The 22,661-nt window shown below is 66.4% G+C and carries 17 protein-coding genes; 2 read left to right on the top strand and 15 right to left on the bottom strand.

From position 1 onward, the window contains the following. Positions 1-10 precede the first annotated feature (10 nt). The gene (locus HWX22_RS13825; protein ID WP_175915817.1) at positions 11-1,198 is read right to left on the bottom strand and encodes a MexX/AxyX family multidrug efflux RND transporter periplasmic adaptor subunit; all 1,188 of its coding nucleotides are present in this window, start codon (positions 1,196-1,198) and stop codon (positions 11-13) included. Positions 1,199-1,348: 150 nt separating this feature from the next. Here HWX22_RS13825 and HWX22_RS13820 point away from each other — a divergent pair, with 150 nt between their 5' ends. Then, on the top strand, positions 1,349-2,014 hold the full coding sequence (locus HWX22_RS13820; protein WP_175911346.1) for a TetR family transcriptional regulator: 666 nt from the start codon (positions 1,349-1,351) through the stop codon (positions 2,012-2,014). Positions 2,015-2,325: 311 nt separating this feature from the next. Beyond that, entirely contained in the window at positions 2,326-3,603 is a 1,278-nt protein-coding gene (locus tag HWX22_RS13815) for a M23 family metallopeptidase (protein ID WP_175911344.1), read from the top strand. 110 nt (positions 3,604-3,713) lie between these two features. Here the strand turns inward: HWX22_RS13815 and HWX22_RS13810 are convergent, their stop codons facing one another. The 14 genes from HWX22_RS13810 to HWX22_RS13745 form a co-directional block, all read right to left on the bottom strand. After that, positions 3,714-4,436, bottom strand: a complete 723-nt coding sequence (locus HWX22_RS13810; protein WP_175911341.1) for an amino acid ABC transporter permease — start codon at positions 4,434-4,436, stop codon at positions 3,714-3,716. A 2-nt stretch (positions 4,437-4,438) separates the two neighbouring features. Then, positions 4,439-5,161 carry an amino acid ABC transporter permease gene (locus HWX22_RS13805; protein ID WP_175911339.1) on the bottom strand — a complete coding sequence of 241 codons (723 nt, stop codon included), beginning with the start codon at positions 5,159-5,161 and terminating at the stop codon, positions 4,439-4,441. A 106-nt stretch (positions 5,162-5,267) separates the two neighbouring features. Then, the gene (locus HWX22_RS13800) at positions 5,268-6,083 is read right to left on the bottom strand and encodes an ABC transporter substrate-binding protein (RefSeq protein ID WP_175915816.1); all 816 of its coding nucleotides are present in this window, start codon (positions 6,081-6,083) and stop codon (positions 5,268-5,270) included. 458 nt (positions 6,084-6,541) lie between these two features. Then, positions 6,542-7,846 carry an MFS family transporter gene (locus tag HWX22_RS13795; protein ID WP_059524454.1) on the bottom strand — a complete coding sequence of 435 codons (1,305 nt, stop codon included), beginning with the start codon at positions 7,844-7,846 and terminating at the stop codon, positions 6,542-6,544. A gap of 235 nt (positions 7,847-8,081) precedes the next feature. Continuing rightward, positions 8,082-9,761: a SpoVR family protein gene (locus HWX22_RS13790; protein WP_059691750.1), complete on the bottom strand. Its 1,680-nt coding sequence runs from the start codon at positions 9,759-9,761 to the stop codon at positions 8,082-8,084. Beyond that, on the bottom strand, positions 9,758-11,026 hold the full coding sequence (locus HWX22_RS13785; protein ID WP_059524458.1) for a YeaH/YhbH family protein: 1,269 nt from the start codon (positions 11,024-11,026) through the stop codon (positions 9,758-9,760). The genes HWX22_RS13790 and HWX22_RS13785 overlap by 4 nt, the downstream gene beginning before the upstream one ends. A 125-nt stretch (positions 11,027-11,151) precedes the next feature. Continuing rightward, positions 11,152-13,074 carry a PrkA family serine protein kinase gene (locus tag HWX22_RS13780; RefSeq protein ID WP_059524460.1) on the bottom strand — a complete coding sequence of 641 codons (1,923 nt, stop codon included), beginning with the start codon at positions 13,072-13,074 and terminating at the stop codon, positions 11,152-11,154. 509 nt (positions 13,075-13,583) lie between these two features. Then, complete coding sequence (locus HWX22_RS13775) at positions 13,584-15,323, bottom strand: methyl-accepting chemotaxis protein (RefSeq protein ID WP_175915815.1); 1,740 nt, start codon at positions 15,321-15,323, stop codon at positions 13,584-13,586. A 277-nt stretch (positions 15,324-15,600) separates the two neighbouring features. Then, positions 15,601-16,530 carry a ribokinase gene (rbsK, locus tag HWX22_RS13770; RefSeq protein WP_175915814.1) on the bottom strand — a complete coding sequence of 310 codons (930 nt, stop codon included), beginning with the start codon at positions 16,528-16,530 and terminating at the stop codon, positions 15,601-15,603. Continuing rightward, on the bottom strand, positions 16,527-17,558 hold the full coding sequence (locus tag HWX22_RS13765; RefSeq protein ID WP_175911328.1) for a LacI family DNA-binding transcriptional regulator: 1,032 nt from the start codon (positions 17,556-17,558) through the stop codon (positions 16,527-16,529). The genes rbsK and HWX22_RS13765 overlap by 4 nt, the downstream gene beginning before the upstream one ends. 38 nt (positions 17,559-17,596) lie before the next feature. After that, on the bottom strand, positions 17,597-18,616 hold the full coding sequence (locus HWX22_RS13760; protein WP_059524466.1) for an ABC transporter permease: 1,020 nt from the start codon (positions 18,614-18,616) through the stop codon (positions 17,597-17,599). Beyond that, positions 18,613-20,226 (bottom strand): sugar ABC transporter ATP-binding protein, encoded by a 1,614-nt coding sequence (locus HWX22_RS13755; protein WP_175911326.1) that lies wholly within the window; start codon positions 20,224-20,226, stop codon positions 18,613-18,615. The genes HWX22_RS13760 and HWX22_RS13755 overlap by 4 nt, the downstream gene beginning before the upstream one ends. Before the next feature lie 139 nt (positions 20,227-20,365). After that, positions 20,366-21,316, bottom strand: coding sequence for a sugar ABC transporter substrate-binding protein (locus HWX22_RS13750; RefSeq protein ID WP_059818165.1), 951 nt, complete (start codon positions 21,314-21,316; stop codon positions 20,366-20,368). A 375-nt stretch (positions 21,317-21,691) separates the two neighbouring features. Next, a complete protein-coding gene (locus HWX22_RS13745) occupies positions 21,692-22,618 on the bottom strand; it encodes a CysB family HTH-type transcriptional regulator (protein ID WP_059524472.1) in 927 nt (308 codons plus the stop codon). Positions 22,619-22,661: the final 43 nt, after the last annotated feature.

Below are 22,661 nucleotides of genomic sequence, written 5' to 3'. Positions count from 1 at the left end.
GGTGAACCGGTCAGGTTTGACGGGCGGCCGCCTGTGACGCGGCCTTCGTCGGCGTTGCCTGCTCGACGGGCTTGACGGCGGTATCGGGCGCGAACTGCGCGGCGTTGTCGACGATCACGCGCTCGCCGCCGGCGAGGCCGCGCGTGATGCGCCAATCGCGTCCGCTCATCCGGTCGGCGACGACCTCGACGTCCTGCACCTTGCCGTTCGCGCCGACCACGCGCACCGACGTGCGGTCGGCCGTGCGCAGCAGCGCATCGCGCGGCACGAGGATCGCGCGCTGATCGACGGCCGCGTCGAGCGCGATCCGCACGTACGCGCCCGGCAGCAGTTCGCGTTCGGGATTCGGGAGCAGCGCGCGCATCGCGACGGTATCGGTGGTCGGGTCGACCGCGAGATCGCTGAACAGCAGCTTGCCCTTCAGCGGATACGCGGTGCCGTCGGCGCGCAGCAGCGTCACCGTGACGTCATGCTGCGCGATGCCCGTCGCGCGCCCGCTCTTCACCGCGCGACGCAACGCATCGACGTCGGCCGCCGGCTGCGAGAAATTCACGTAGATCGGATCGAGCTGCTCGACGGTCGTGAGCGGCGTTGCCTGGTCCTGGCCGACGAGCGCGCCTTCGGTGACGAGCGCGCGCCGCGCGCGGCCCGAAATCGGCGCGGTGACGGTCGCGTAGTCGAGCTGCAGTTGCGCGCGGGCGAGCTCGGCCTTCGCCGAAGCGACGCCGGCCTTCGCCTGCGTGTCGTCGGCAACGGCCTCCGTGTGATCGCGCTCGCTGACCGCGCGGTCGCGCACCAGGTCGTCGTAACGGCGACGCTTGTCGCTCGCGGCGAGCGCGGCGGCCTGCGCCTTCGCGAGCGCGCCCTGTGCGGCGTCGCGCGCGGCCTTCAGCGGCGCGGGGTCGATGCGGAACAGCACCGCGCCCTGCTTCACTTCCTGGCCTTCTTCGTAAGTCCGCGCGGTGACGATGCCCGCGACCCGCGCGCGCACTTCCGCTTGCCGATACGCGTCGAGCCGGCCGGGCAATTCGACGGTCATCGGCACGGCCGTCGGACGCACCGTGACGACCGTCGCGCGTTGAATGGCCTCCGGCGCCTTGTCCTGTTCGCCCTTTCCGCATCCGGTCACGAGCAGCATGGCCGCGAGCGCGAACGACGCCAGCCGAAGGCGGCGCCCCAGGGAGCGTTTGTTATTCATGTATGACCTCGGATCGTTCGCCGCCGATACAATGCGGCGGCTCAGGGTGGCCGATTATAATCAGTCACGACTGATTAAATACAGGCGGTTGCAATCGGGCCGCCTTACTGTCTCAATAAAACGACAGCGAACTGTAAGGAAATTCACGACATGGCCCGCAAGACCCGGGAAGAATCGCTCGCCATCAAGCACCGGATCCTCGACGCCGCCGAGCTCGTCCTGCTCGAAAAAGGCGTCGCGCAAACCGCGATGGCGGACCTCGCCGAGGCCGCCGGAATGTCGCGGGGCGCCGTGTACGGCCATTACCGCAACAAGATGGAAGTGTGTCTCGCGATGTGCGACCGCGCGTTCGCGCGCACGTCGGAAGGCTTCGACGCGGTCGACAACCTCCCCGCGTTCGCCACGCTGCGCCGCGCGGCGTCGCACTACCTGCAGCAATGCGGCGAGCCGGGCGCGATGCAGCGCGTGCTCGTGATCCTCTATACGAAGTGCGAACAAAGCGAGGAAAACGGCGCGCTGCAGCGGCGCCGCATGCTGCTCGAACTGCAGATGCTGCGCATCACCAAGGCGCTGCTGCGCCGCGCGATCGCGTCCGGCGAACTCGCCGCCGATCTCGACGTGCATCTGGCGGCCGTCTATCTCGTGTCGCTGCTCGAAGGCGTGTTCGCGTCGATGATCTGGACCAACCGGTTGCGCGGCAATCTGTGGGCCGACGCGGAAGCGATGCTCGACGCGGGCTTCGACGCCGTCCGGACATCTGCCGCGTTGCGCGTGCGCGCGCAAAAATTGCCAGCCGAACCCAAAGCCGCGCAATAAATGCTGCTTTAACCCGATTTACCGCAGTGCGAAACGAATGCGCTGACCCTCTTTAAAATTTTTAACGTTTCGCGGAACATCGGTAGACTGACGCTGTCATCTTTCTTTAGCGTCTTCGTGATAATCCGGGTGCGACCCGGAAAGTTCACGCCGCCGTTCGAAGCGGGTCTGCCCGCGAGTTGGGTCGAACGGAAACGACACAGGCCCCTGGCGGGGCCTGTTTTGTTGCACGCCCGTCGCCCGCCCCGTCGCCACCCGACGGATATGCCGCCGATGGCTCCCGCCCACACCTCTTTGAACCGCTTTCCTGGATGTGGACACCCTTGGTCAAGCCTGCCGCAACCCCTGATGCTTTCGCGCCCGGCCGCGCGCAGCGCCTCGTGCGCGCGCTCGTGCCGGCCGCCGTGCTCGGCGCCCTCGCCGCCTTCGGTCTCGCCGCCGCGCTGCCGGCCGTCTCGCAACTGCCGGGCGCCGTCGACTCGGGCACGGCCGCGCTGCCGCAGCGCGTGCTGTCCGACACGCCGTTTCCCACCGCGCAGCATTTCGTGACGAGCGAACTCGCGCGCACGATCGGCGAGCGCAACGAACTCGATGAACGCGGCGAGCGCAGCCTGCAGCCGGGCCTGTTCGCGCCGCTCAGCGCGCATCGCAACGACATGCTCGGCTATACGAACCTGTTCCAGTTCGCGGCGCCCGAACAGCAACACGGAATGCGCGCGGGCGACATCGAACTCACGCTGTCCGATACGCTGAACCGTCTCGACGTGCCGCCCGAGGTGCGCATCCAGCTCGGCGATCTCGTCACCGGCAAGGTCGCGATGCGCGCCAGCGCCCAGCGCGGCGACTACTACCGCGTCGCGTACGACACCAACAACGGCACGCCGCACCTCACCGCGCTCGAACTGCGCGTCGCGGGCCGCACGTTCGGCGCGATCTGGTTCCGCGCGCCGGGCGCCGACCACGGCGCGTACTACACGCTCGATGGCGCGCCGCTCGAAGCAGCGGCGTTCACGATGCCCGTCAAATGGACGCGCATCAGTTCGTTCTTCGGCGAACGCGTCCACCCGCTGTCGCAGGCGATGGCGTTCCATACCGGCGTCGACCTCGCCGCGCCGTCCGGCACGCCCGTCAATGCGGCGGCCGATGGCGTCGTGTCGTTCGTCGGCACCGATCCGGGCGGCTACGGCCACTACGTGATCGTCGATCACGCGGACGGTTATTCGACCTACTACGCGCATTTGTCCGCGTTTGCGCGCGGGCTGAAGACCGGTGAAACCGTGAAGCAGGGCCAGCGCCTCGGCTCGGTCGGGATGACCGGCGCCGCTACCGGGCCGCACCTGCACTTCGAGGTGCGCGTCGCGAACGATCCGGTCGATCCGCTCGTCACGCTCGCAAGCGCGCAGACGGGGCTGTCCGACATGCAGCTCACCGCGTTCCGCCAGGAAGCGGCGCAATGGCGCTTCCGCCTCGCGTCGATCAGTACGACGCCGTTCGCATTCGCGCAGACCGACGGCCCGCTGTGGGGCGACTTCGCGGCCGGTCCGTCGACGCTGCGCGCGGTCTTCGATACGCACTACAGCGCGTCCTGAGGCTGACGCGCCGAAGCATCAGCACGTCCGTCGCCGCTCGAGCGGCGACGACGCGGGCGACCACGCCTCATCACCGCGCGTGCGTCGCATTCATCGCATGCGGCCCGCCGTCACCGCGCCGGCTCCGTGCGCTCCGCCGCGCGCGCGAGGCGCTTCGCACGCGGACGACGCGACAGCAGCCAGCGCGCCGCGCCGTCGAGCGACGTGCACAACACGAGATAGATCGCCGCGACGAACAGGAAGATCGGCGCCGGATACACCATCAGCCGGTTGTTCACCTGCGTCGCGACGAACGACAATTCCGGCACGCCGACGATATACGCGAGCGACGTGTCCTTCACGAGCGCGACCCACTGGTTGACGAACGACGGCGTCATGATCCGGATCGCCTGCGGCAGCAGCACGTAGCGCACGGTCTGCCAGCGCGTGAGTCCGAGCGACAGCCCCGCCTGCCACTGCCCGTCGCCGGCCGCGACGATGCCCGCATGCACCGCATGCGCGAGATAGGCACCGCCGATCAGCGCCAGCGCGCACACGACCGTCGCGAGCCCCGGCACGTCCATGTGCAGCAGCATCGGCATCAGGAAATACGTCCAGAAGATCAGCATCAGCACCGGAATCGCACGGAAGAAGCCGATGAACGCGAGCAGCAGCACGCGCAGCGGGCCGCGCGCGAGCGCCATCGCGACGCCGAGCGCCACGCCCAGCACCGCGGACGCCATCGCCGACGCGATCGCGAGCACCAGCGACAGCGCGGCACCGCCGAGCGGGCCGTCCGGGAACGCGCCGACGAGCAGGTACGGCAGGTTGTCGAGCAGCAGCGAGATGTCCATCGTCAGCGCCCCGCCCCGAGCCGGTCACGCCATTGCGTGGCCGCATATGCGCCGGCCTCGATCGCGGCCACCCCGACGATGTACAGCACGGTCGCGACACCGAACGCAGCGAAGGTCCTGAACGTCTCCGTCTCGACCTGCCGCGACGCATACGACAGCTCGGCGACGCCGATCGCCATCGCGAGCGACGAGTTCTTCACGAGATTCATGTATTGGCCGAACAACGGCGGCAGCGCGATGCGCACGGCCTGCGGCAGCACCACGTAGCGCAGCGACTGCATCGGCGTGAGGCCGAGCGCCGCGGCCGCGTCATGCTGCGCGCGGCGCACGCCGCGCAGCCCGGCTTCGCATTCCTCGGCGACGAACGCGGCCGTGTACGCGCTCAACCCGAACCAGCCCGCGACGAACTCGAACGACGGCCACGCGAGCGTGAACGGGCCCGCGCTGAGTTGATGGCGCGCGTTCAGCCATGCGACCCACGTTTCGGGCAGCAACGACGCGACGCCGAAATACCAGAACAACAACTGCACGAGCAGCGGCGTGTTGCGGAACGCGACGACATAACCGGCCGCCAGCGTGCGCGGCACCTTGCCGCGCGCATGCCGCAGGACGGCGAGCAGCAGCCCGCCGACGGTCGCGGCGAGCGCCGACGCGGCCGCGAGGCCGAGCGTCAGCAGGAAGCCCTGCCAGAGCCAGGACAGATATTTGGGAGCCAACCCGAGCATGCCGTGGTGCGGGCGCGAAGCGCGCGATCGAAAAGAAACGGAAAGCGCCGCGATCCGTGCGCACCGGCGTAGCCGGCGGCGGAACGCGGCGCACCTGGCGTGCGACTCAGGTCTTGTCGCCGATGCGGAAGATGCGCGTGAGCGGCGTCTTCGTCGTCGGCCCGAACCACGCGTCGTAGATCTGCGTGGCGCGGCCGTTTGCCTCGAGGCCCTTCAGCGTGTCGTTGACGAAGCCGAGCAGGCGCGTCTCGCCCTTCGGCACGCCGACGCCCATGTAGTCATTCGAGATCGTGAACGCCGGGATCTCGTAGTTCTGTTTGTCGGGCACGTTCGCGAGCAGGCCGATCAGTTTCGGCCCGTCCTGCGTGATCGCCTGCACGTTGCCGGCGCGCAGCGCGGCGAATGCGAACGGCGTGTCGTCGTATGCGACGATCGTCACCTTCGGGAATTTCTCGCGCAGCGTGATTTCGTTCGTCGTGCCCTTGTCCGCGCCGACGCGCAGGCTGTTCAGCTGGTCGGCCGATTTCAGCACGCCCTTCTTCGCGAGAAACTGCTGGCCCGACGAGAAGTACGGGATGCTGAAGTCGACCTGCTTCGCGCGCTCGTCGGTGATCGTGAAGTTCGCGAGCACCAGATCGACCTTGCCGGAAGTCAGGAACGGAATGCGGTTCGCGGGATTGGTCGGCTGCAGCTGCAGCTTCACGCCGAGCTTGTCGGCCAGCGCCTTCGCATAGTCGACGTCGAGGCCGACGATGTGGTTGCTCTTGCCGTCGACATAACCGAACGGCGGATTGCTGTCGAAGGTCGCGACGCGCAGCACGCCGGCCTTCCTGATGTCGTCGAGGCGGTCCGCGTGCGCGACCGTGCCGGCCGTGACGAGCGCGGCCCCGAAGAGCCACGTAGCGAGAGTGTGGAGTTTCATGAGCACGACCTGGTTTGTCATGAAGGCCGCCGCGGATCGCGCGGCGGCCGGTTCGAGGAACATCGCGACGGAGTGTGTCGTCGCGAAGCCGCTAACGTATCAGCGCGTGCGGCGATTCCGAACCAACAATTGGTGCTTTGCTCTGCGGGTTTCGTGATGACGCTTGAGACGGCGTGCGCCACGGCGCGCTTCGGAAAAAAAGACGCCCGCTGCAGGCAGCGGGCGCGAATCCCAGTCAAGGAGGTGTCACACGAACTACGGGTTCAGAATAAAGGCATCGCTCGCGACGGACAACGAAGCGATTCCGATATCGATATCGCGCGTCCCGCGATGCGCTTGCGCGTGTCCATGCGAAGACGGCGCGCATGAAAAAAACGGCGCGCCGCCTGTGTGGCGGAGCGCCGTCCCGTTGCACGTTGCCGGTCGATGCGGGCAGCCTCGCGAGGCTGCCCCGCCGATCACGGTTCGTGACGCAGATACCCTTCCTTGCTCGGATCGCGCATCCGCCACGACACGATCAGCGAGATCGCGCACAGCACCGTCACGTACCAGTAGAAGGTTTCCTCGCTGCCGATCGACTTGAACCACAGCGCGACGTACTCGGCCGAGCCGCCGAAGATCGCGTTCGCGACCGCATACGACAGGCCGACGCCCATCGCGCGCACTTCGGGCGGGAACATCTCGGCCTTGATGAGGCCGCTGATCGACGTGTAGAAGCTGACGATCGCAAGCGCGATCGTGATCAGCACGAACGCGGCCGTCGGGCTCGTCACGGTCTTCAGCGCGTGCATCAGCGGCACCGTGCCGATCACCGCGAACGCGCCGAACAGGATCATCGACGTGCGGCGGCCGATCTTGTCGGACAGCGCGCCGAACACCGGCTGGATCAGCATGTAGACGAGCAGCGCGACGGTCATCACGTTGCTGGCGGTCTTCGCATGCATGCCGGCCGTGTTCACCAGGTACTTCTGCATGTACGTGGTGAACGTGTAGAAGATCAGCGAGCCGCCGGCCGTGAAGCCGACCACCGTGAAGAACGCGCCCTTGTGCTGCCACACGCCGCGGATCGTGCCCGCATCCTTCTTGTCGCGCGATGCGCTCGTCGACGTCTCGTCGAGCGATTTACGCAGGTACAGCGAGATCAGCGCAGCCGCCGCACCGACCACGAACGGAATGCGCCAGCCCCACGCCTTCAGCTCGTCGCCCGACAGCGTCTGCTGCAGGATCACGAGCACGAGCAGTGCGCACAGCTGGCCGCCGATCAGCGTCACGTACTGGAACGACGCGAAGAAGCCCCGGCGGCCCTTCAGCGCCACCTCGCTCATGTAGGTCGCGCTCGTCCCGTATTCGCCGCCCACCGACAGGCCCTGGAACAAACGCGCGACCAGCAGCAGCGCCGGTGCGAGCGCGCCGATCTGCGCGTAGGTCGGCAGCACCGCGATCACGAGCGAGCCGCCGCACATCATCAGCACCGAGATCATCATCGCCGTGCGGCGGCCATGACGGTCGGCGATGCGGCCGAACAGCCAGCCGCCGATCGGACGCATCAGGAAGCCGGCCGCGAACACGCCGGCCGTGTTCAGCAGCTGGGTCGTCGTGTTGCCGCTCGGGAAGAACGCCGGTGCGAAGTACAGCGCGCAGAACGAGTAGATGTAGAAGTCGAACCACTCGACGAGGTTGCCCGACGAGGCGCCGACGATGGCGAACACGCGCCGCCGGGTGTCATGCGCGGACAGCGCAGCTTGGTCGGTCTGGACGTCCATGGGTTGGTCTGTTCCTTTTAGTGCTTTCTGGGCGAGACGGCTGGGAGCCGCCGCGTGCGGTCGCACGTGGCACCGGTTCCGGCGCACGGCGCTACGGGATTTTAGCGAAATGTAAAGTAACGGGCTTTCCGGGTTCGTCCGGATGTAGAAAAATTTTCTCCCGCCACCCGTTCGTCATATGAAAACGCCAGCCGCGAGGCTGGCGTCCGGTGCAAACTATTCCCGGTCTCGGTGCTCAGACACGCACCTCCGGCGGCACGTAGCGGCACTCGTAGCGCTTGCGCACGGTACCGGCCTCGTCGACGCTTTCCAGGAATACGTCGAACTGCCAGAGCCGCGCCATGTGCTTGAGCACTTCCTCGCTGTCGTTCGACAGATGGCGGTTGTCGGTCATGAAGTGGCGCAGCGTGAGGCTGCGGTCGCCGCGCGTGTTCACCGCCCATACCTGGATGTTCGGCTCGCGGTGATGGATGTCGTACTGACGCGACAGCGCCTGCCGCACGTATTGGTAGCCGGACTCGTCGTGGATCGCCGATACCTCGAGCGAATCGCGCATGTCGTCGTCGAGCACCGAGAACAGCCGCATTTCGCGGATCAGGTTCGGCGACAGGTACTGCGCGATGAAGCTCTCGTCCTTGAAGTTGCGCATCGCGTAGTGCATCGCCGGCAGCCACGGCGTGCCCGCGATCTCCGGAAACCACTTGTAGTCCTCTTCCGTCGGCGCCTCGCAGATCCGCCGGATGTCGCTCATCATCGAGAAGCCGAGCGCATACGGGTTGATCCCGCTGTAGTACGGCTTCGTGACGGGCGGCTGATAGACCACGTTGCTGTGCGAATGCAGGAACTCCATCATGAAGCCGTCTTCCAGCTTGCCCTGGTTGTACAGCGTATTGAGCAGCGTGTAGTGCCAGAACGTCGCCCAGCCTTCGTTCATCACCTGCGTCTGCCGCTGCGGATAAAAGTACTGGCCGATCTTGCGCACGATGCGGATCACTTCGCGCTCCCACGGCTCGAGCAGCGGCGCGTTCTTCTCCGCGAAATACAGCAGGTTCTCCTGCGGCTCCGGCGGATAGCGTTCCTCCTGCTCCTCCATCTGCTCGGGCTTCTTGCCCGGCAGCGTGCGCCACAGCTCGTTGACCTGCGACTGCAGATACGCCTCGCGCTCGCGCCGCAGCGCGGCCTCCTTCGACAGCGACGGCTTCTGCGGCCGCTTGTAGCGGTCGACGCCGTAGTTCATCAGCGCATGGCACGAATCGAGCAGTTCCTCGACGCGATCGAGGCCGTAGCGCTCCTCGCATTCGGCGACGTAGTTCTTCGCGTACACGAGATAATCGATGATCGCGTGCGCGTCGGTCCACAGCCGGAACAGGTAGTTGCCCTTGAAGAACGAATTGTGCCCGTACGCCGCGTGCGCGATGACGAGCGCCTGCATCGTCATCGTGTTCTCTTCCATCAGATACGCGATGCACGGATTCGAGTTGATGACGATCTCGTAGGCGAGCCCCATCTGGCCGCGACGATAGCTTTTCTCGGTCGCGAGGAAGTGCTTGCCGAACGACCAGTGGCGATAGTTGACCGGCATCCCGACCGACGCGTACGCATCCATCATCTGCTCGGCGCTGATCAGTTCGAGCTGGATCGGATAGATGTCGAGCTCGTACTGCTCTGCGACCTGCGAGATGTGCGTGTCGTATTCCTCGAGCAGTTCGAAGGTCCAGTCGGACGGGCACGGCAGCGGCTTGCGTTCGGCCACGTTCATACGCGCTTCCTTCTGCCCGGCAGCGGGCAAGTCGGCGGCCGGCGCCGCCGGCTCGGTCCGGCCGCTTTGCTGCGATGCGGCAGGGCCGGCCGTGTCGTCGCCGGAAGGGCGCGGCGCGTAGCCGCGCGACTCGTTGTGCAGATGGCGGGTCGTCATGACATTTCCACCTGCTTTTCGAACAATTCGCGAAACACCGGGTAAATGTCCGCAGCCGATTCGACTTTCTTCATCGCGAGATGCGGCTGCGACAACGCCAGCTGCGCGTACTCCAGCCACAGGTTCTGCTCTTCGGGCGCGACCTGGATATACGCGAAGTAACGCGTCTTGGTGAGGATATCCTCTTCCAGGATTTTGCGACACTTCGGCGAATCGTCGGTCCAGTTGTCGCCGTCGGACGCCTGCGCGCCGTAGATGTTCCATTCCGTCGGCGAGTAGCGCTCGTTCATCACCTTGCGCATCAGCTCGAGCGCGCTCGACACGACGGTGCCGCCGCTTTCGGTCGAATGGAAGAAGGTGTCTTCGTCGACTTCCTCGGCACGCGTGTGGTGACGGATGAACACGACCTCGATGCGCTCGTAGTTGCGCTTCAGGAACAGGTACAGGAGGATGAAGAAGCGCTTCGCGAGATCCTTGCGCTGCTCGTCCATCGAGCCCGACACGTCCATCAGGCAGAACATCACGGCCTGGCTCGACGGTTGCGGCTGCTTCACGCGGTTGATGTAGCGCAGGTCGAACGGATCGATGAACGGAATCCGCCAGATGCGCCCCTTCAGATGATGGATCTCGGCCTCGAGCGTCGCGATTTCCGCGCGGCGGTCTTCCGGGTCGATCTTCAGCGCCTCGAGCTGCGCCTCCAGCTCGCGCAACTCGTTGACGAGCGGAGAGCCGAGCGCGATGCGCCGGCCGAGCGCGCTGCGCAGCGAGCGCACGACGTCGATGTTGTTCGGCGTGCCTTCCGCCGACCAGCCCGCGCGCACGTTCTTCCAGCTCGGCACCGTCAGCAGGTGCGTCTTCACGAGGCGCGGCAGTTCGAGATCGTCGAAGAAATACTGCATGAATTCGTCGCGCGACAACTCGAACACGAAGTCGTCCTGCCCTTCGCCCTCGTTGCTCGCCTGACTGCCGCCGCCGCCCGAGCCGCCCTGCGGACGCGGAATCTTGTCGCCGCGCACGTAGTCTTCGTTGCCCGGGTGCACGTATTCGCGACGCCCGCCAGGCGCATGCCGGAAATTCGGTTCGGCGATGTCCTTGCGCGGAATCGTGATGCTTTGCGTGCTCTGGATATCCTTGATGCTACGGTCGCGCACCGCGTCGGACACGGCACGACGAATGTAGTTCTTGACGCGACGCAGAAAGCGTTCGCGGTTGGCGATGCTCTTGTTCTTGCCGGCCAGCCTGCGGTCGATGATTTGATGAAGCACTCCCGGTCTCCCGCTCGAAATTCGATCTGCCGGGGCACTCGCCGCGCATGCCGTCTGCCGTCATGCGGGCGGCGCCTCTGAAGGTGCCCGTACGGACTCGCCGTACGGGCGCGGTACCGCGCGCGTCATGACGACTTGCGCACGCGCAGGTACCAGTCGCAAAGCAGCCTCACCTGCTTCGGCGTATAGCCCTTCGCGACCATCCGGTTCACAAAGTCCTCATGCTTGCGTTGCTCCTCCGCCGACCCCTTCGCGTTGAACGAAATGACCGGCAACAGTTCCTCGGTATTCGAGAACATCTTCTTCTCGATCACGACGCGCAACTTCTCGTAGCTCGTCCACACCGGGTTCTTCCCGGCGTTCGCCGCCCGCGCGCGCAACACGAAGTTCACGATCTCGTTGCGGTAATCCTTCGGATTGCTGATCCCGGCCGGCTTCTCGATCTTCTCCAGTTCCGCATTCAGCGCGGCGCGGTCGAAGCTTTCGCCCGTATCGTGATCGCGGAATTCCTGATCCTGGATCCAGAAGTCCGCATACGTGACGTAGCGGTCGAAGATGTTCTGCCCGTACTCCGAATACGATTCGAGGTAAGCCGTCTGGATCTCCTTGCCGATGAAGTCCGCATAGCGCGACGCGAGCACGTCCTTCACGAACGACAGGTATTTCTGCTCGGTCTCCGGGGGGAACTGCTCGCGTTCGATCTGCTGTTCGAGCACGTACATCAGGTGCACGGGGTTCGCCGCGACCTCGCTCGAATCGAAGTTGAACACGCGCGACAGGATCTTGAACGCGAAGCGTGTCGACACGCCCGTCATCCCTTCGTCCACGCCGGCGTAATCGCGATACTCCTGATACGACTTCGCCTTCGGATCGGTGTCCTTCAGGTTTTCGCCGTCATACACCTGCATCTTCGAGAACAGACTCGAATTCTCCGGCTCGTGCAGGCGCGACAGCACCGAGAACTGCGACATCATCTTCAGCGTGCCCGGCGCGCACACGGCTTCGGCCAGCGACGAATTGCGGATCAGCTTCTCGTAGATCTTCGTCTCTTCCGACACGCGCAGGCAGTACGGCACCTTCACGACGAAGATCCGGTCGAGCAGTGCCTCGTTGTTGCGGTTGTTGCGGAATGCCTTCCACTCCGACTCGTTCGAGTGCGCGAGGATCACGCCGTCGAACGGAATCGCGCCGAATCCTTCGGTGCCCTTGAAGTTGCCTTCCTGCGTCGCGGTCAGGAGCGGGTGCAGCACCTTGATCGGCGCCTTGAACATTTCGACGAATTCGAGCAGGCCCTGGTTCGCCAGGCACAGGCCGCCCGAATAGCTGTACGCATCGGCATCGTCCTGCGCGTACTGTTCGAGCTTGCGGATGTCGACCTTGCCGACGAGCGACGAGATGTCCTGGTTGTTTTCGTCGCCAGGCTCCGTCTTCGCGATGCCGATCTGCCGAAGGATCGACGGAAAGCGGCGCACCACGCGGAACTGGCGGATGTCACCGTTGTATTCGTGCAGGCGCTTGACGGCCCACGGACTCAGGATGCTCTTCAGGTAGCGGCGCGGAATGCCGTATTGCTCTTCGAGGATCGGGCCGTCCTCGTCGTAGTCGAACAGCCCGAGCGGCGATTCGTTGACGGGCGAACCCTTCAGCGCATAGAACGGCACGCGCTCCATCAGTTGCTTCAGACGCTCGGCGATCGACGACTTGCCGCCGCCCACCGGCCCGAGCAGGTAGAGAATCTGCTTCTTTTCTTCGAGCCCTTGCGCAGCGTGGCGGAAGTACGCGACCACCTGCTCGATCACTTCCTCCATTCCGTAGAACTCACGGAACGCGGGATAGACCTTGATAACCTTGTTCGCGAAGATCCGCGACAGGCGCGGGTCGTTGCGGGTATCGACTTGTTCCGGTTCCCCGATTGCAGCCAGCATGCGTTCGCCAGCCGTGGCGTACGCTGACGGATCGTTCTTGCAGAGCGCGAGGTACTCCTCCAGCGAGAACTCTTCCTCTCGCGTTTTTTCGAAGCGGTTCGCGAAGCTGCTGTAAATATCCATGCTACCTCCCTCGCCTGAGTCTGAAGACGTGCCTGCCTTCTATGACTGCGCAGAAGCAAGCGCGTTCGAATTCATCCTAAACCCTTTCTTATTTTTTTTCACGAACTCTTCGTATGAAGTTCGTCATTCTCGACAACACCGCTTGGACAACGCATTTCGACGCTTTACAATCGATCTCCCGAGCCGCAGAAACTGCATCCTCCGCGTCTCGTCGAGCATCGGAACGTCTCGTGCGTTGGATGCCTCCGCCGTCGTCGCCGCGCCCTTCACTCTCCCCTTCATCCCTAGACGTTCGAGCAGACGTTTTCGACGACACGCTGCGCGCACCGTTACAAATTTTTCTCGCATCGTCCGGAGATACCCGTAGCGCGGATGCGCACATGCAACGCGCGGCGACGCACGCACGTTCACGCGCGCTGTCACATTTCACCGATCGCCGAAACGACGACGCCCGCATGTCGCGGGCGTCGTGTGCTGCCAAATGGGGATAGATGCGCGGTGCGCGCGACTCAGAACGTTTCCCAGTCGTCGGCGCCGGCAGACGCAGCCACCGGTGCGGGTGCAGCGGCCGCCGGCTTGCGCTTCGGCGCAGCGTCGCGATCGTTGCGCGCCACGGCCGGTGCGGGTGGCGATACCGGCACGACTGCCGGCGCGGCCACCGCGCGCGGCGCCTGACGCGCAACGGCGGCTGCCGGCTTCGCCGCATCGTCGTCGATCCGGAACACCGACGCCGTTTCGCGCAGGCGCGCGGCCTGCTCGTCGAGCGATTGCGCGGCGGCCGCCGCTTCCTCGACGAGCGCGGCGTTCTGCTGCGTGACCTCGTCCATCTGTGCGACCGCGCGCGCGACCTGGTCGATGCCGCCGCTCTGCTCCTCGGAGGCCGCCGCGATCTCGCCCATGATGTCCGTCACGCGCTGCACCGCACTGATCACGTCGCTCATGGTGCGCCCGGCTTCGTCGACCAGCGTCGAGCCGGTCCGGATGCGCTCCACCGACGCGTCGATCAGCGCCTTGATCTCCTTGGCCGCGCTCGACGAACGCTGCGCGAGGCTGCGCACCTCGCCCGCGACGACCGCGAAGCCGCGGCCTTCCTCGCCGGCGCGCGCGGCTTCGACCGCCGCGTTCAGCGCCAGGATGTTGGTCTGGAACGCGATTCCCTCGATGATCGCGATGATGTCCGCGATCTTCGCCGAGCTGTCGTTGATCTCGCCCATCGTGCCGACCACCTGGCCGACCACCGTATTACCCTTGTTTGCAATCTCCGACGCGTTCGCGGCCAGCGAGCTTGCTTGCCGCGCATTGTCCGCGTTCTGCTTCACAGTGCCGGTCAGCTGCTCCATGCTCGACGCGGTTTCCTGCAGCGCGGACGCCTGCTCTTCCGTGCGCGACGACAGGTCGATGTTGCCGGCGGCGATCTGGCGCGCCGCGGTCGCGATCGACTCGCTGCCGCCGCGCACGGTGCGCACCGTGTCGACCAGCCCGCGCTGCATCTTCGCGAGACCGTCGAGGAGCTGGCCCATTTCGTCGCGCCGCTGCACCACGATCGAGCGGCGCAGGTCGCCCGCGGCGATCGCGTCGAAATGCGCGAGCGCGTCCGCGAGCGGACGGCCGATCGCACGGCTGAGCGTCAACCACGACAGCACCGCAGCAACCAGACCAGCCGCCAGCAGCACGATCGACACCACGCGCAGCGTATCGAACGTCGCTTCCGAATGATCGAAGCTCGACTGCCCGGCGCTGAACTGGAAATTGCGCAGCGCCTCGCTCGCCACCGAGAGATCGTTGTAAAGCGTCTGGAGTTGCTTGGCGCCTTCGCCGATCCGGTCGTGGTCGCCCGTCGCGACAAGGCCGCCGAACGCGTCGCAACCGCGCTGTAGCGCCTGCCGCTTCGCGGCGACGTCCTGCGCGAGACGATCCTCGTCCGCATCGCGCGGCAGCGCAAGGTACTTTTTCCACCACACATCGGACTGTGCGCGCATCGCGCGGCTACGCTCCACCGCCGCAGCCGATTCCGGCGTCCCCACCAGCAGCGCGGCGCGATCGAGCGCCAGGCGCTCGCGCGCCGCGTACATTTCGGCCACGGCCACGTCGACCGCGCTCGGCATCTGGTTCGTGAAAATCTCGCGCGTCGCGTCGTTCGAACGCGTCATCCCGTACACGCCCAGCACGCCGATCACCCCCAGCAGTATCGCGAGAAACGCCATCGTCAAACCGATGCGTGCACGTATCGTCAGGTTTCCGATCACCATCATTGTTCCTGTATTGCGTCGTCATGAACGGGCAAGGCCCATTTTTCGAAACAGCGTTTCGTCCTGATGTATTTACGACCGGATGTTGCGCAGCTTGATGGTATTTACGTCATTTTTTTCAGCAATTCGTTAGTTCATTACAGATTTCTGAACAATGGGGTCGAAGCATCGCAGGCCCGCCTCGCGAAAGCGCGTGGCAGGCATCTCGATCGGGCAATCGGGGGAAAATGGCCGGCGCCTGCTTCCGCATGCGCCGGCCGGGATGCGCGATCCAGCCCTATTCGGCCAGTTCGGCGAGGGTAGGAATCGACGGCTGCGCGCCTGCGCGCGTGACCGACAGCGCCGCCGCACGTTGCGCGAAGCGGATGGCCGTGTCGATGGCCTCGCCCGCCGCGAGCCGCGCGGCGAAACCGCCGATGAAGGTATCGCCGGCCGCGGTCGTGTCGACTGCCTTGACGACGGGTGCCGGATAATGGCGCGCCGCGCCGTCGGCCGTCAGCGCGAACACGCCGCGCGCGCCGAGCGTGATCAGCACGTTGCGCGCGCCGGCCGCGTGCAGCGCACGCGCTGCGGCTTCCGCCTCGGCCGGATTGCGCACCGGCAGCCCGGTCAGCGCGGCTGCTTCCACTTCGTTCGGGATCAGGTAATCGACCAGCGGCAGCCAGCCGTCCGGCAGCGGCGCCACGGCCGGCGCCGGATTGAGCACCACGGTGCAGCCGAGCCGCCGCCCGGCCGACAGCCCCGCGAACACGGCGTCCGGCGGCGTCTCGAGCTGGCAAATCAGCACGTCGGTCGCGGCAAGCGCGGCCTCGTGCCGCGCCACCGTATCGGTCGTCACTTCGCCATTGCCGCCCGCGACGATAACGATCGCGTTCTGGCTCGCGTCGTCGACGACGATCAGCGCGACACCGGTCGACGCCGTCGCGCTCGTCGCGAGCCGCGAGCAGTCGATGCCTTCGGCCTCGAGGCCGGCCCGCAGCGCGGTACCGTGCGCATCCGCGCCGACGCAGCCGATCATCACGACCTGCGCGCCGAGCCGCGCCGCCGCGACGGCCTGGTTGCCGCCCTTGCCGCCCGCGGCCTGCGCGTACGCATGGCCGGCAAGCGTTTCGCCCGGCAGCGGCAGCCGCGGCGCCCGTACGACGAGATCCATGTTGAGGCTGCCGACCACCGTCACGCGGCCGGCGCCCGCCGCACGCGCCGTCATGGGCGACCGCCCGGCGCGGCCGGCTCGCGGTAGATCGCCGTCGATTCGCGCAGCACGAGGCGCGGCGACACGACGCGACGACGGCTCGGCGCGGCCGTCGAGCCGCCGCCGATCCGCTCGATCAGCGTCTGCGCGGCCATTTCGCCGAGCGCGCGCACCGACTGGCCGACCGTCGACAGCGCCGGATACGTGTAGCGGGAGAATTCGATGTCGTCGAAGCCGATGATCGAGCAGTCGTCCGGCACGCGCATGCCGCGCTCGGCCGCCGCGCGCAGCGCGCCGACGCCCATCAGGTCGTTGCCCGCGAAAATCGCGCTGGGATGCACCGACTCGAACAACCGCGATGCCGCGTGGTAACCGCCGAGGCACGAAAAATCGCTTTCCGCGATCGCGCCCGGCACGATGTCGATCCCGCGCTCCGCCATCGCACGGATGAAGCCGTGCACGCGCATTGCGCTGACGGCCGTGTCGGTCGGCCCGGTGATGCAGCCGATCTTCGCGTGCCCGAGTTCGAGCAGGTGACGCGTCGCCAGGTAGGCGCCGCGTTCGTGGTCGATCTGCACGAGGTCGGCCGCGAGCCCCTCGATGTTGCGGTCGACGACGACGAGCGGCGCATGCGCGTCCGCAAGCGTCTGCGCGAGCACCGTGTCCTCGCCGGCCGACGCGACGATCAGCCCGTCGATGCGCTTTTCCTGCAGCACGCGCAGGTAGTTGCGCTGCTTCACGGGATCGTCGTCCGAGTTGCAGAAGAACACGCAATAGCCGTTGGCCGCGCACTGGTCCTCGATGCCGCGCGCAAGCTCCGCGAAGTACGGATTCGTGCTGTTCGGCACGACGAGGCCGATGGTCGCCGTCGAGCGCGCCTTCAGCGAGCGCGCCACGGCCGATGGCACGTAATTCAGCTCGCGGATCGCGCCCTCGACCTTCGCACGCACATCCGCGGACACAGGCCGCGAATTGTTCACCACGTGCGAGACGGTCGTAAACGACACGCCCGCCATGGCTGCCACATCCTTGATCGTCGCCATTTCCCGTTTCTCTCTGGTCTGCTTTCCGTGTAGTAGTTCTACCGGGCGCGCGCGCGCCGGCTGCGATACGTGTCGAGCACGACCGCGACCACGATCACCGCCCCGGTGATGATCCGTTTGGTCGGCTCGTTCGCGCCGATCTGCGCCAGCCCCGCGGCCAGCACGGAGATGATCAACACGCCGAAGAACGTGCTGATCACCGAACCGCGCCCGCCCATCAGGCTCGTGCCGCCAATCACGACGGCTGCGATCACCTGCAGCTCGACGCCCGCGCCCGCGTTCGGATCGGCGGCCTCGAGCCGCGAGATCTGGAACAGCGACGCGAGCCCCGCGAGCGCGCCCATCAGTGCGAATACGACGATTTTATACGGACGCGGGTTAACCCCGGCAAGCCGTACCGCCTCTTCGTTCGTGCCGATTCCGACGAGATAGCGTCCGAATACGGTGCGCGTCAGGACGAACTGTGCCGCGATCATCACCGCGACCGCGATCAGGAACGCCGGCGAGATGCCGAGCGCGATCGGGTTCGACAGGAAATCGAACGCGTCGCCGATGTAGGCCGTGCGCGAATTCGTCAGCTGGTATGCGACGCCGCGCGCGGCCTCGAGCACGCCAAGCGACACGATGAACGACGGAATCCGCCAGCCGACCGTGATCGCGCCCGTCAGCGAGCCCGTCGCGGTCGCGACCGCGATCCCGATCAGCGCGGCCGGCAGCGGCCCCCACTGCCATTTCAGCGCGGCCACGCTGACCATCGACGCGGCCAGCGCGAGCACCGAGCCGACCGACAGGTCGATGCCGGCGATGATCAGCACGAAGGTCATCCCGACCGACATCACGACGAGATCGGGGATCTGGTTCGCGATCGTACTGAACGTATCGTAGGTCAGGAAATGCGAACTCAGCGCCGAAAACAGCGCGATCATCGCGGCGAGCGCGCCGGCGAGCCCGAGATAGTTCGATACGCCGAGCCGTGTGCCGGACAGCGTGCGCGCGCGGCGCCCCGTCACGGTCTGCTGCGCGCCTGCGTCGCTCGGGGATACGGGAGGCTGGGTCATTGCTGTTGTCCTGTGGTCGAAGTGCCGGAAGCCGCGCGCGGCGCGCCTTCCGCATCCGGATGCCGCACGCCGTCCGGCAGCGCTTCGCGGCCGAAGCCGGCGAACGCCGCGGCCAGCAGCGCATCCTGGGTCCAGTTGCCGCGCTCGAACACGGCGGTCATGCGGCCGGCCGACATCACGCCGATCCGGTCGCAGATCAGCATCAGCTCGCGCAGGTCGCTCGATACGACCACCAGCGCACGGCCCTCGCGGGCGAGCGCGCCCATCAGCGTGTAGATCTCGAACTTGGCGCCGACGTCGATCCCGCGGGTCGGCTCGTCGAACAGCAGCACGCCCATGTCGCGCGCGAGCCAGCGGCCGATCACGACCTTCTGCTGATTGCCGCCCGACAGTTCGCCGACCGCCTGCGCGGCGCCGTGCGTGCGGATCCGCAACGCATCGATCTGCCGCTCGGCGAGCGCCGTCTCGCGCGTCGTATCGACGATGCCGCCGCGCGCGAGCCGGTCGAGCTGGCCGAGCGAGACGTTCGACGTGACCGACTGCGACAGCAGCAGCCCTTCGCCCTTGCGGTCCTCGGTGATCAGTGCGATGCCGTGCTTCACCGCGTCGACGGGCGAGCCGATGTGCGCCGGTTTCAGCGGATCGCCGACCGCGATCATCCCGGCGTCCGGCGTATCCGCGCCGTAAATCAGCCGCAGCAGCTCGGTGCGCCCCGCGCCGATCAGCCCGGAGATGCCGAAGATCTCGCCCGAGCGCACTTCGAGCGACACGTCCTGCACGGCCGTGCCGCGCGTCATGCCCGACACGACGAGTCGCGGCGCGCCGATATGGCGCACGCCGAGATCGATGTGCTCGCCGAGCTCGCGACCGACCATCAGCGTGACGAGCCCGTCGGACGTCGTCGCGGCCATGTCGCCGACATGCACGAGCCGTCCGTCGCGCAGCACCGCGACGCGCTCGGCGACGCGCGCGAGCTCCTCGAGCCGGTGCGAGATGTAGACGATCGCCACGCCGCGCGCCTTCAGCCGGTCGATCTGCTCGAACAGCAGTTCGACCTCGCGCGCGGTCAGCATCGCGGTCGGCTCGTCGAGGATCAGCACACGACAGTCGCCGATCAGGTTGCGCGCGATCTCGACCATCTGCTGGTGGCCGATGCCGAGCGCGCCGACCGGCGTATCGGGGTCGACCGCGTCGAGCCCGACCTGCGCCATCGCGGCACGCGCGTCGTCGCGCAGCCGCGCGCGATCGATGATGCCGAAGCGTCGCGGCAGACGGTTCAGAAACAGGTTTTCGGCGACCGTCAGCGTCGGCAGCAGGTTCAGCTCCTGCATCACCATGCGCACGCCGAGCGCCTCGGCCTGCGTGCGGCTCGCCGGCGCATAGGCCTGGCCGCCGAGCTGCATCGTGCCGGTCGTCGGGTCGACGAGCCCGCCGATGATCTTCGACAGCGTGCTCTTTCCTGCGCCGTTCTCGCCCGTCAGCGCGAGCGCCTCACCCGGCGCGAGCGTCAGCGTGACGTCGGCGAGCACGGGTTCGGCGTAGGTCTTGCCCACGCCGGAGACGGACAGCACGGGAACGGCTGAACGGGAGGGTTGGAAGGTCGGTTCCATCGCGATCCTGGTTGCGGCCGCGCGCACGCGGCGCGCGGGTATGACGCTCACAAGTGCTTGCAGTGGCCGTGATCGCGCTCACTCCGGATAACGGCCGCCGGCCCGGATTCTTGAGCGCGGCGGCCGTGGCGGCGTGGCGTTACTTCGTCACGAGATCCACCGGCGTCTCGACCACGCCGGTCATGTCGGCCTGCTTGCGATGCTCGGCGATCGCCTTGAGCGCCGTGTCGATGCCGAACACGGCCTGCTTCGCCGCGTACTGGTCGGCGGTCGCGATCACCCGGCCGTCCTTCAGCATCGGCTTGATCGCGTTGATGTTGTCGTAGCCGACCACGAGCACCTTGCCCTGCTTGCCCGCCGCCCGCACGGCCGACACGGCGCCGATCGCCATGTTGTCGTTGCCGCACAGCAGCGCCCGAAGGTTCGGGTATTCGTTCAGCATCGCGGACGCGACCGCATTGCCCTTGTCGATCTCCCATTCGCCCGACTGCACCGACACGACCTTCATCCCGCCCGCCTTCATCGCATCCTGGAAGCCGGCCGTGCGCTGCTGCGCATTGGTCGTCGTCGACACGCCTTCGATGATGCCGACCTGGTCGCCCGCCTTCAGCCGCTTCGCGAGGTAGTCGCCGATCTTGCGCGCGCCCTTGCGGTTGTCGGGGCCGACGAACGGCACGTTCAGGTTCTTCGACTTCAGCACGTCGGGATCGAGCCGGTTGTCGATGTTCACGACGATGATGCCCGCGTCGACCGCCTTCTTCACGACCGGCACGAGCGCCTTCGAATCGGCCGGCGCGAGCACGATCGCATCGACCTTCGACACGATCATCTGCTCGACGATGCGGATCTGGTTCGCGGTGTCGGTCTCGTCCTTGATCCCGTTCGTGATCAGGTCGAACTGGCCGGCGTTGTGCTTCTGGTATTCCTTCGCGCCGTTTTCCATCGTCAGGAAGAACTCGTTGGCGAGCGACTTCATCACGAGCGCGACCTTCGGCTTGCCTGCCGATTGGGCATGGACGACCGGTGCGGCGACGACCGCGACGGCGGCAAGCGCGGCGGTCAGGAAGCGACGGCGAAAGCGGACATTCATACACATCTCCTGGCGACTGGCCCAAAGGGCCGGACTGTTGTTTTAATGTGAGCAAACGTTTGCGCCACACTACCCGGGCATTGGCCATCGATGCTGCTTGTCGGTACCACGGAATGGAAGCGAGGCAGACGGCCGACTGCCTGGCGCGTGCTGTCGTCGACGCGCCACCGCCGGCGGGGACGCCGGCGGAGTGAAGGCTATGCTGTACCGTTTCGGGTCGACGCGCAACCCGTCTGATCAATATTTAAGGGTTTATTCGGAGCGCGCGGTTGCGCGCTCCGATTGCGGCGCGTTACTCGGGGTGCGGCGGCGCCGCTTCGTCGCGGTCGTCCGGCGGGCGCCTGCCTTGCCCCCGAAACATCATGTGCTCGATGATCAGGCCACTTCGCGCAGTTGCGAGGCGATTTCGGCTTCGTTCAGGTGCGGTGCGAACATCTCGATCAGCCGGTATGCATACGCGCGCAGGAACGCGCCCTTGCGCAACCCGACGCGCGTCGTGCTCGCCTCGAACAGGTGCTGCGTGTCGAGCGCGACGAGCCCGGTGTCGCGCTGCGGATCGAAGGCCATCGCCGCGACGACGCCGATCCCCATCCCGAGCTCGACGTAGGTCTTGATCACGTCCGCGTCGATCGCGGTCAGCACGACGTCGGGCACGGCGCCGGCCTGCGCGAATGCCTGGTCGATGTGCGAGCGGCCCGTGAAGTCCTGGTCATACGTGATGATCGGGTACTCGGCGATTTCGTCGAGCGTCAGGTTCTCGCGGCCGACGAGCGGATGCCCCTTCGGCACGACGACCGTGTGGTGCCACGAATAGCACGGGAACGTGACGATGTCCGGATAGCGGTCGAGCGCCTCGGTCGAGATGCCGAGATCGGCTTCGCCGTTCAGGATCATCTGCGCGATCTGCTGCGGGCTGCCCTGTCGCAGCGCGAGATGCACCTTCGGGAACACGTCGGTGAACTGGCGGATCACCTTCGGCAGCGCGTAGCGCGCCTGCGTGTGCGTCGTCGCGACGACGAGGTGGCCGCTGTCCTGGTCCGCGAACTGGCGCGCGACCCGGCGCAGGTTTTCCGCGTCGAGCAGCATCCGCTCGATCAGCTGGTGCACGGCCTTGCCGGGCTCCGTGAGCCCCGTGAGCCGCTTGCCGCGCCGGATGAAGATGTCCACGCCCAGTTCATCCTCGAGATCCTTGATCTGCTTCGACACGCCCGACTGCGACGTGTACAGCACGTTCGCGACTTCCGTCAGGTTCATGTTCTGGCGCACGGCTTCGCGCACGAAACGCAATTGCTGAAAATTCATGGGTATGCCTCTTGGGCTGTCGTTGTTCGAATGTGGATCCGGA

Source organism: Burkholderia sp. BCC1638 (assembly GCF_902833195.1).
GTDB classification, from domain to species: domain Bacteria; phylum Pseudomonadota; class Gammaproteobacteria; order Burkholderiales; family Burkholderiaceae; genus Burkholderia; species Burkholderia diffusa.
The sequence above is the reverse complement of the archived record's forward strand: the minus strand, read 5'-3'. Positions and strand labels throughout refer to the sequence as shown.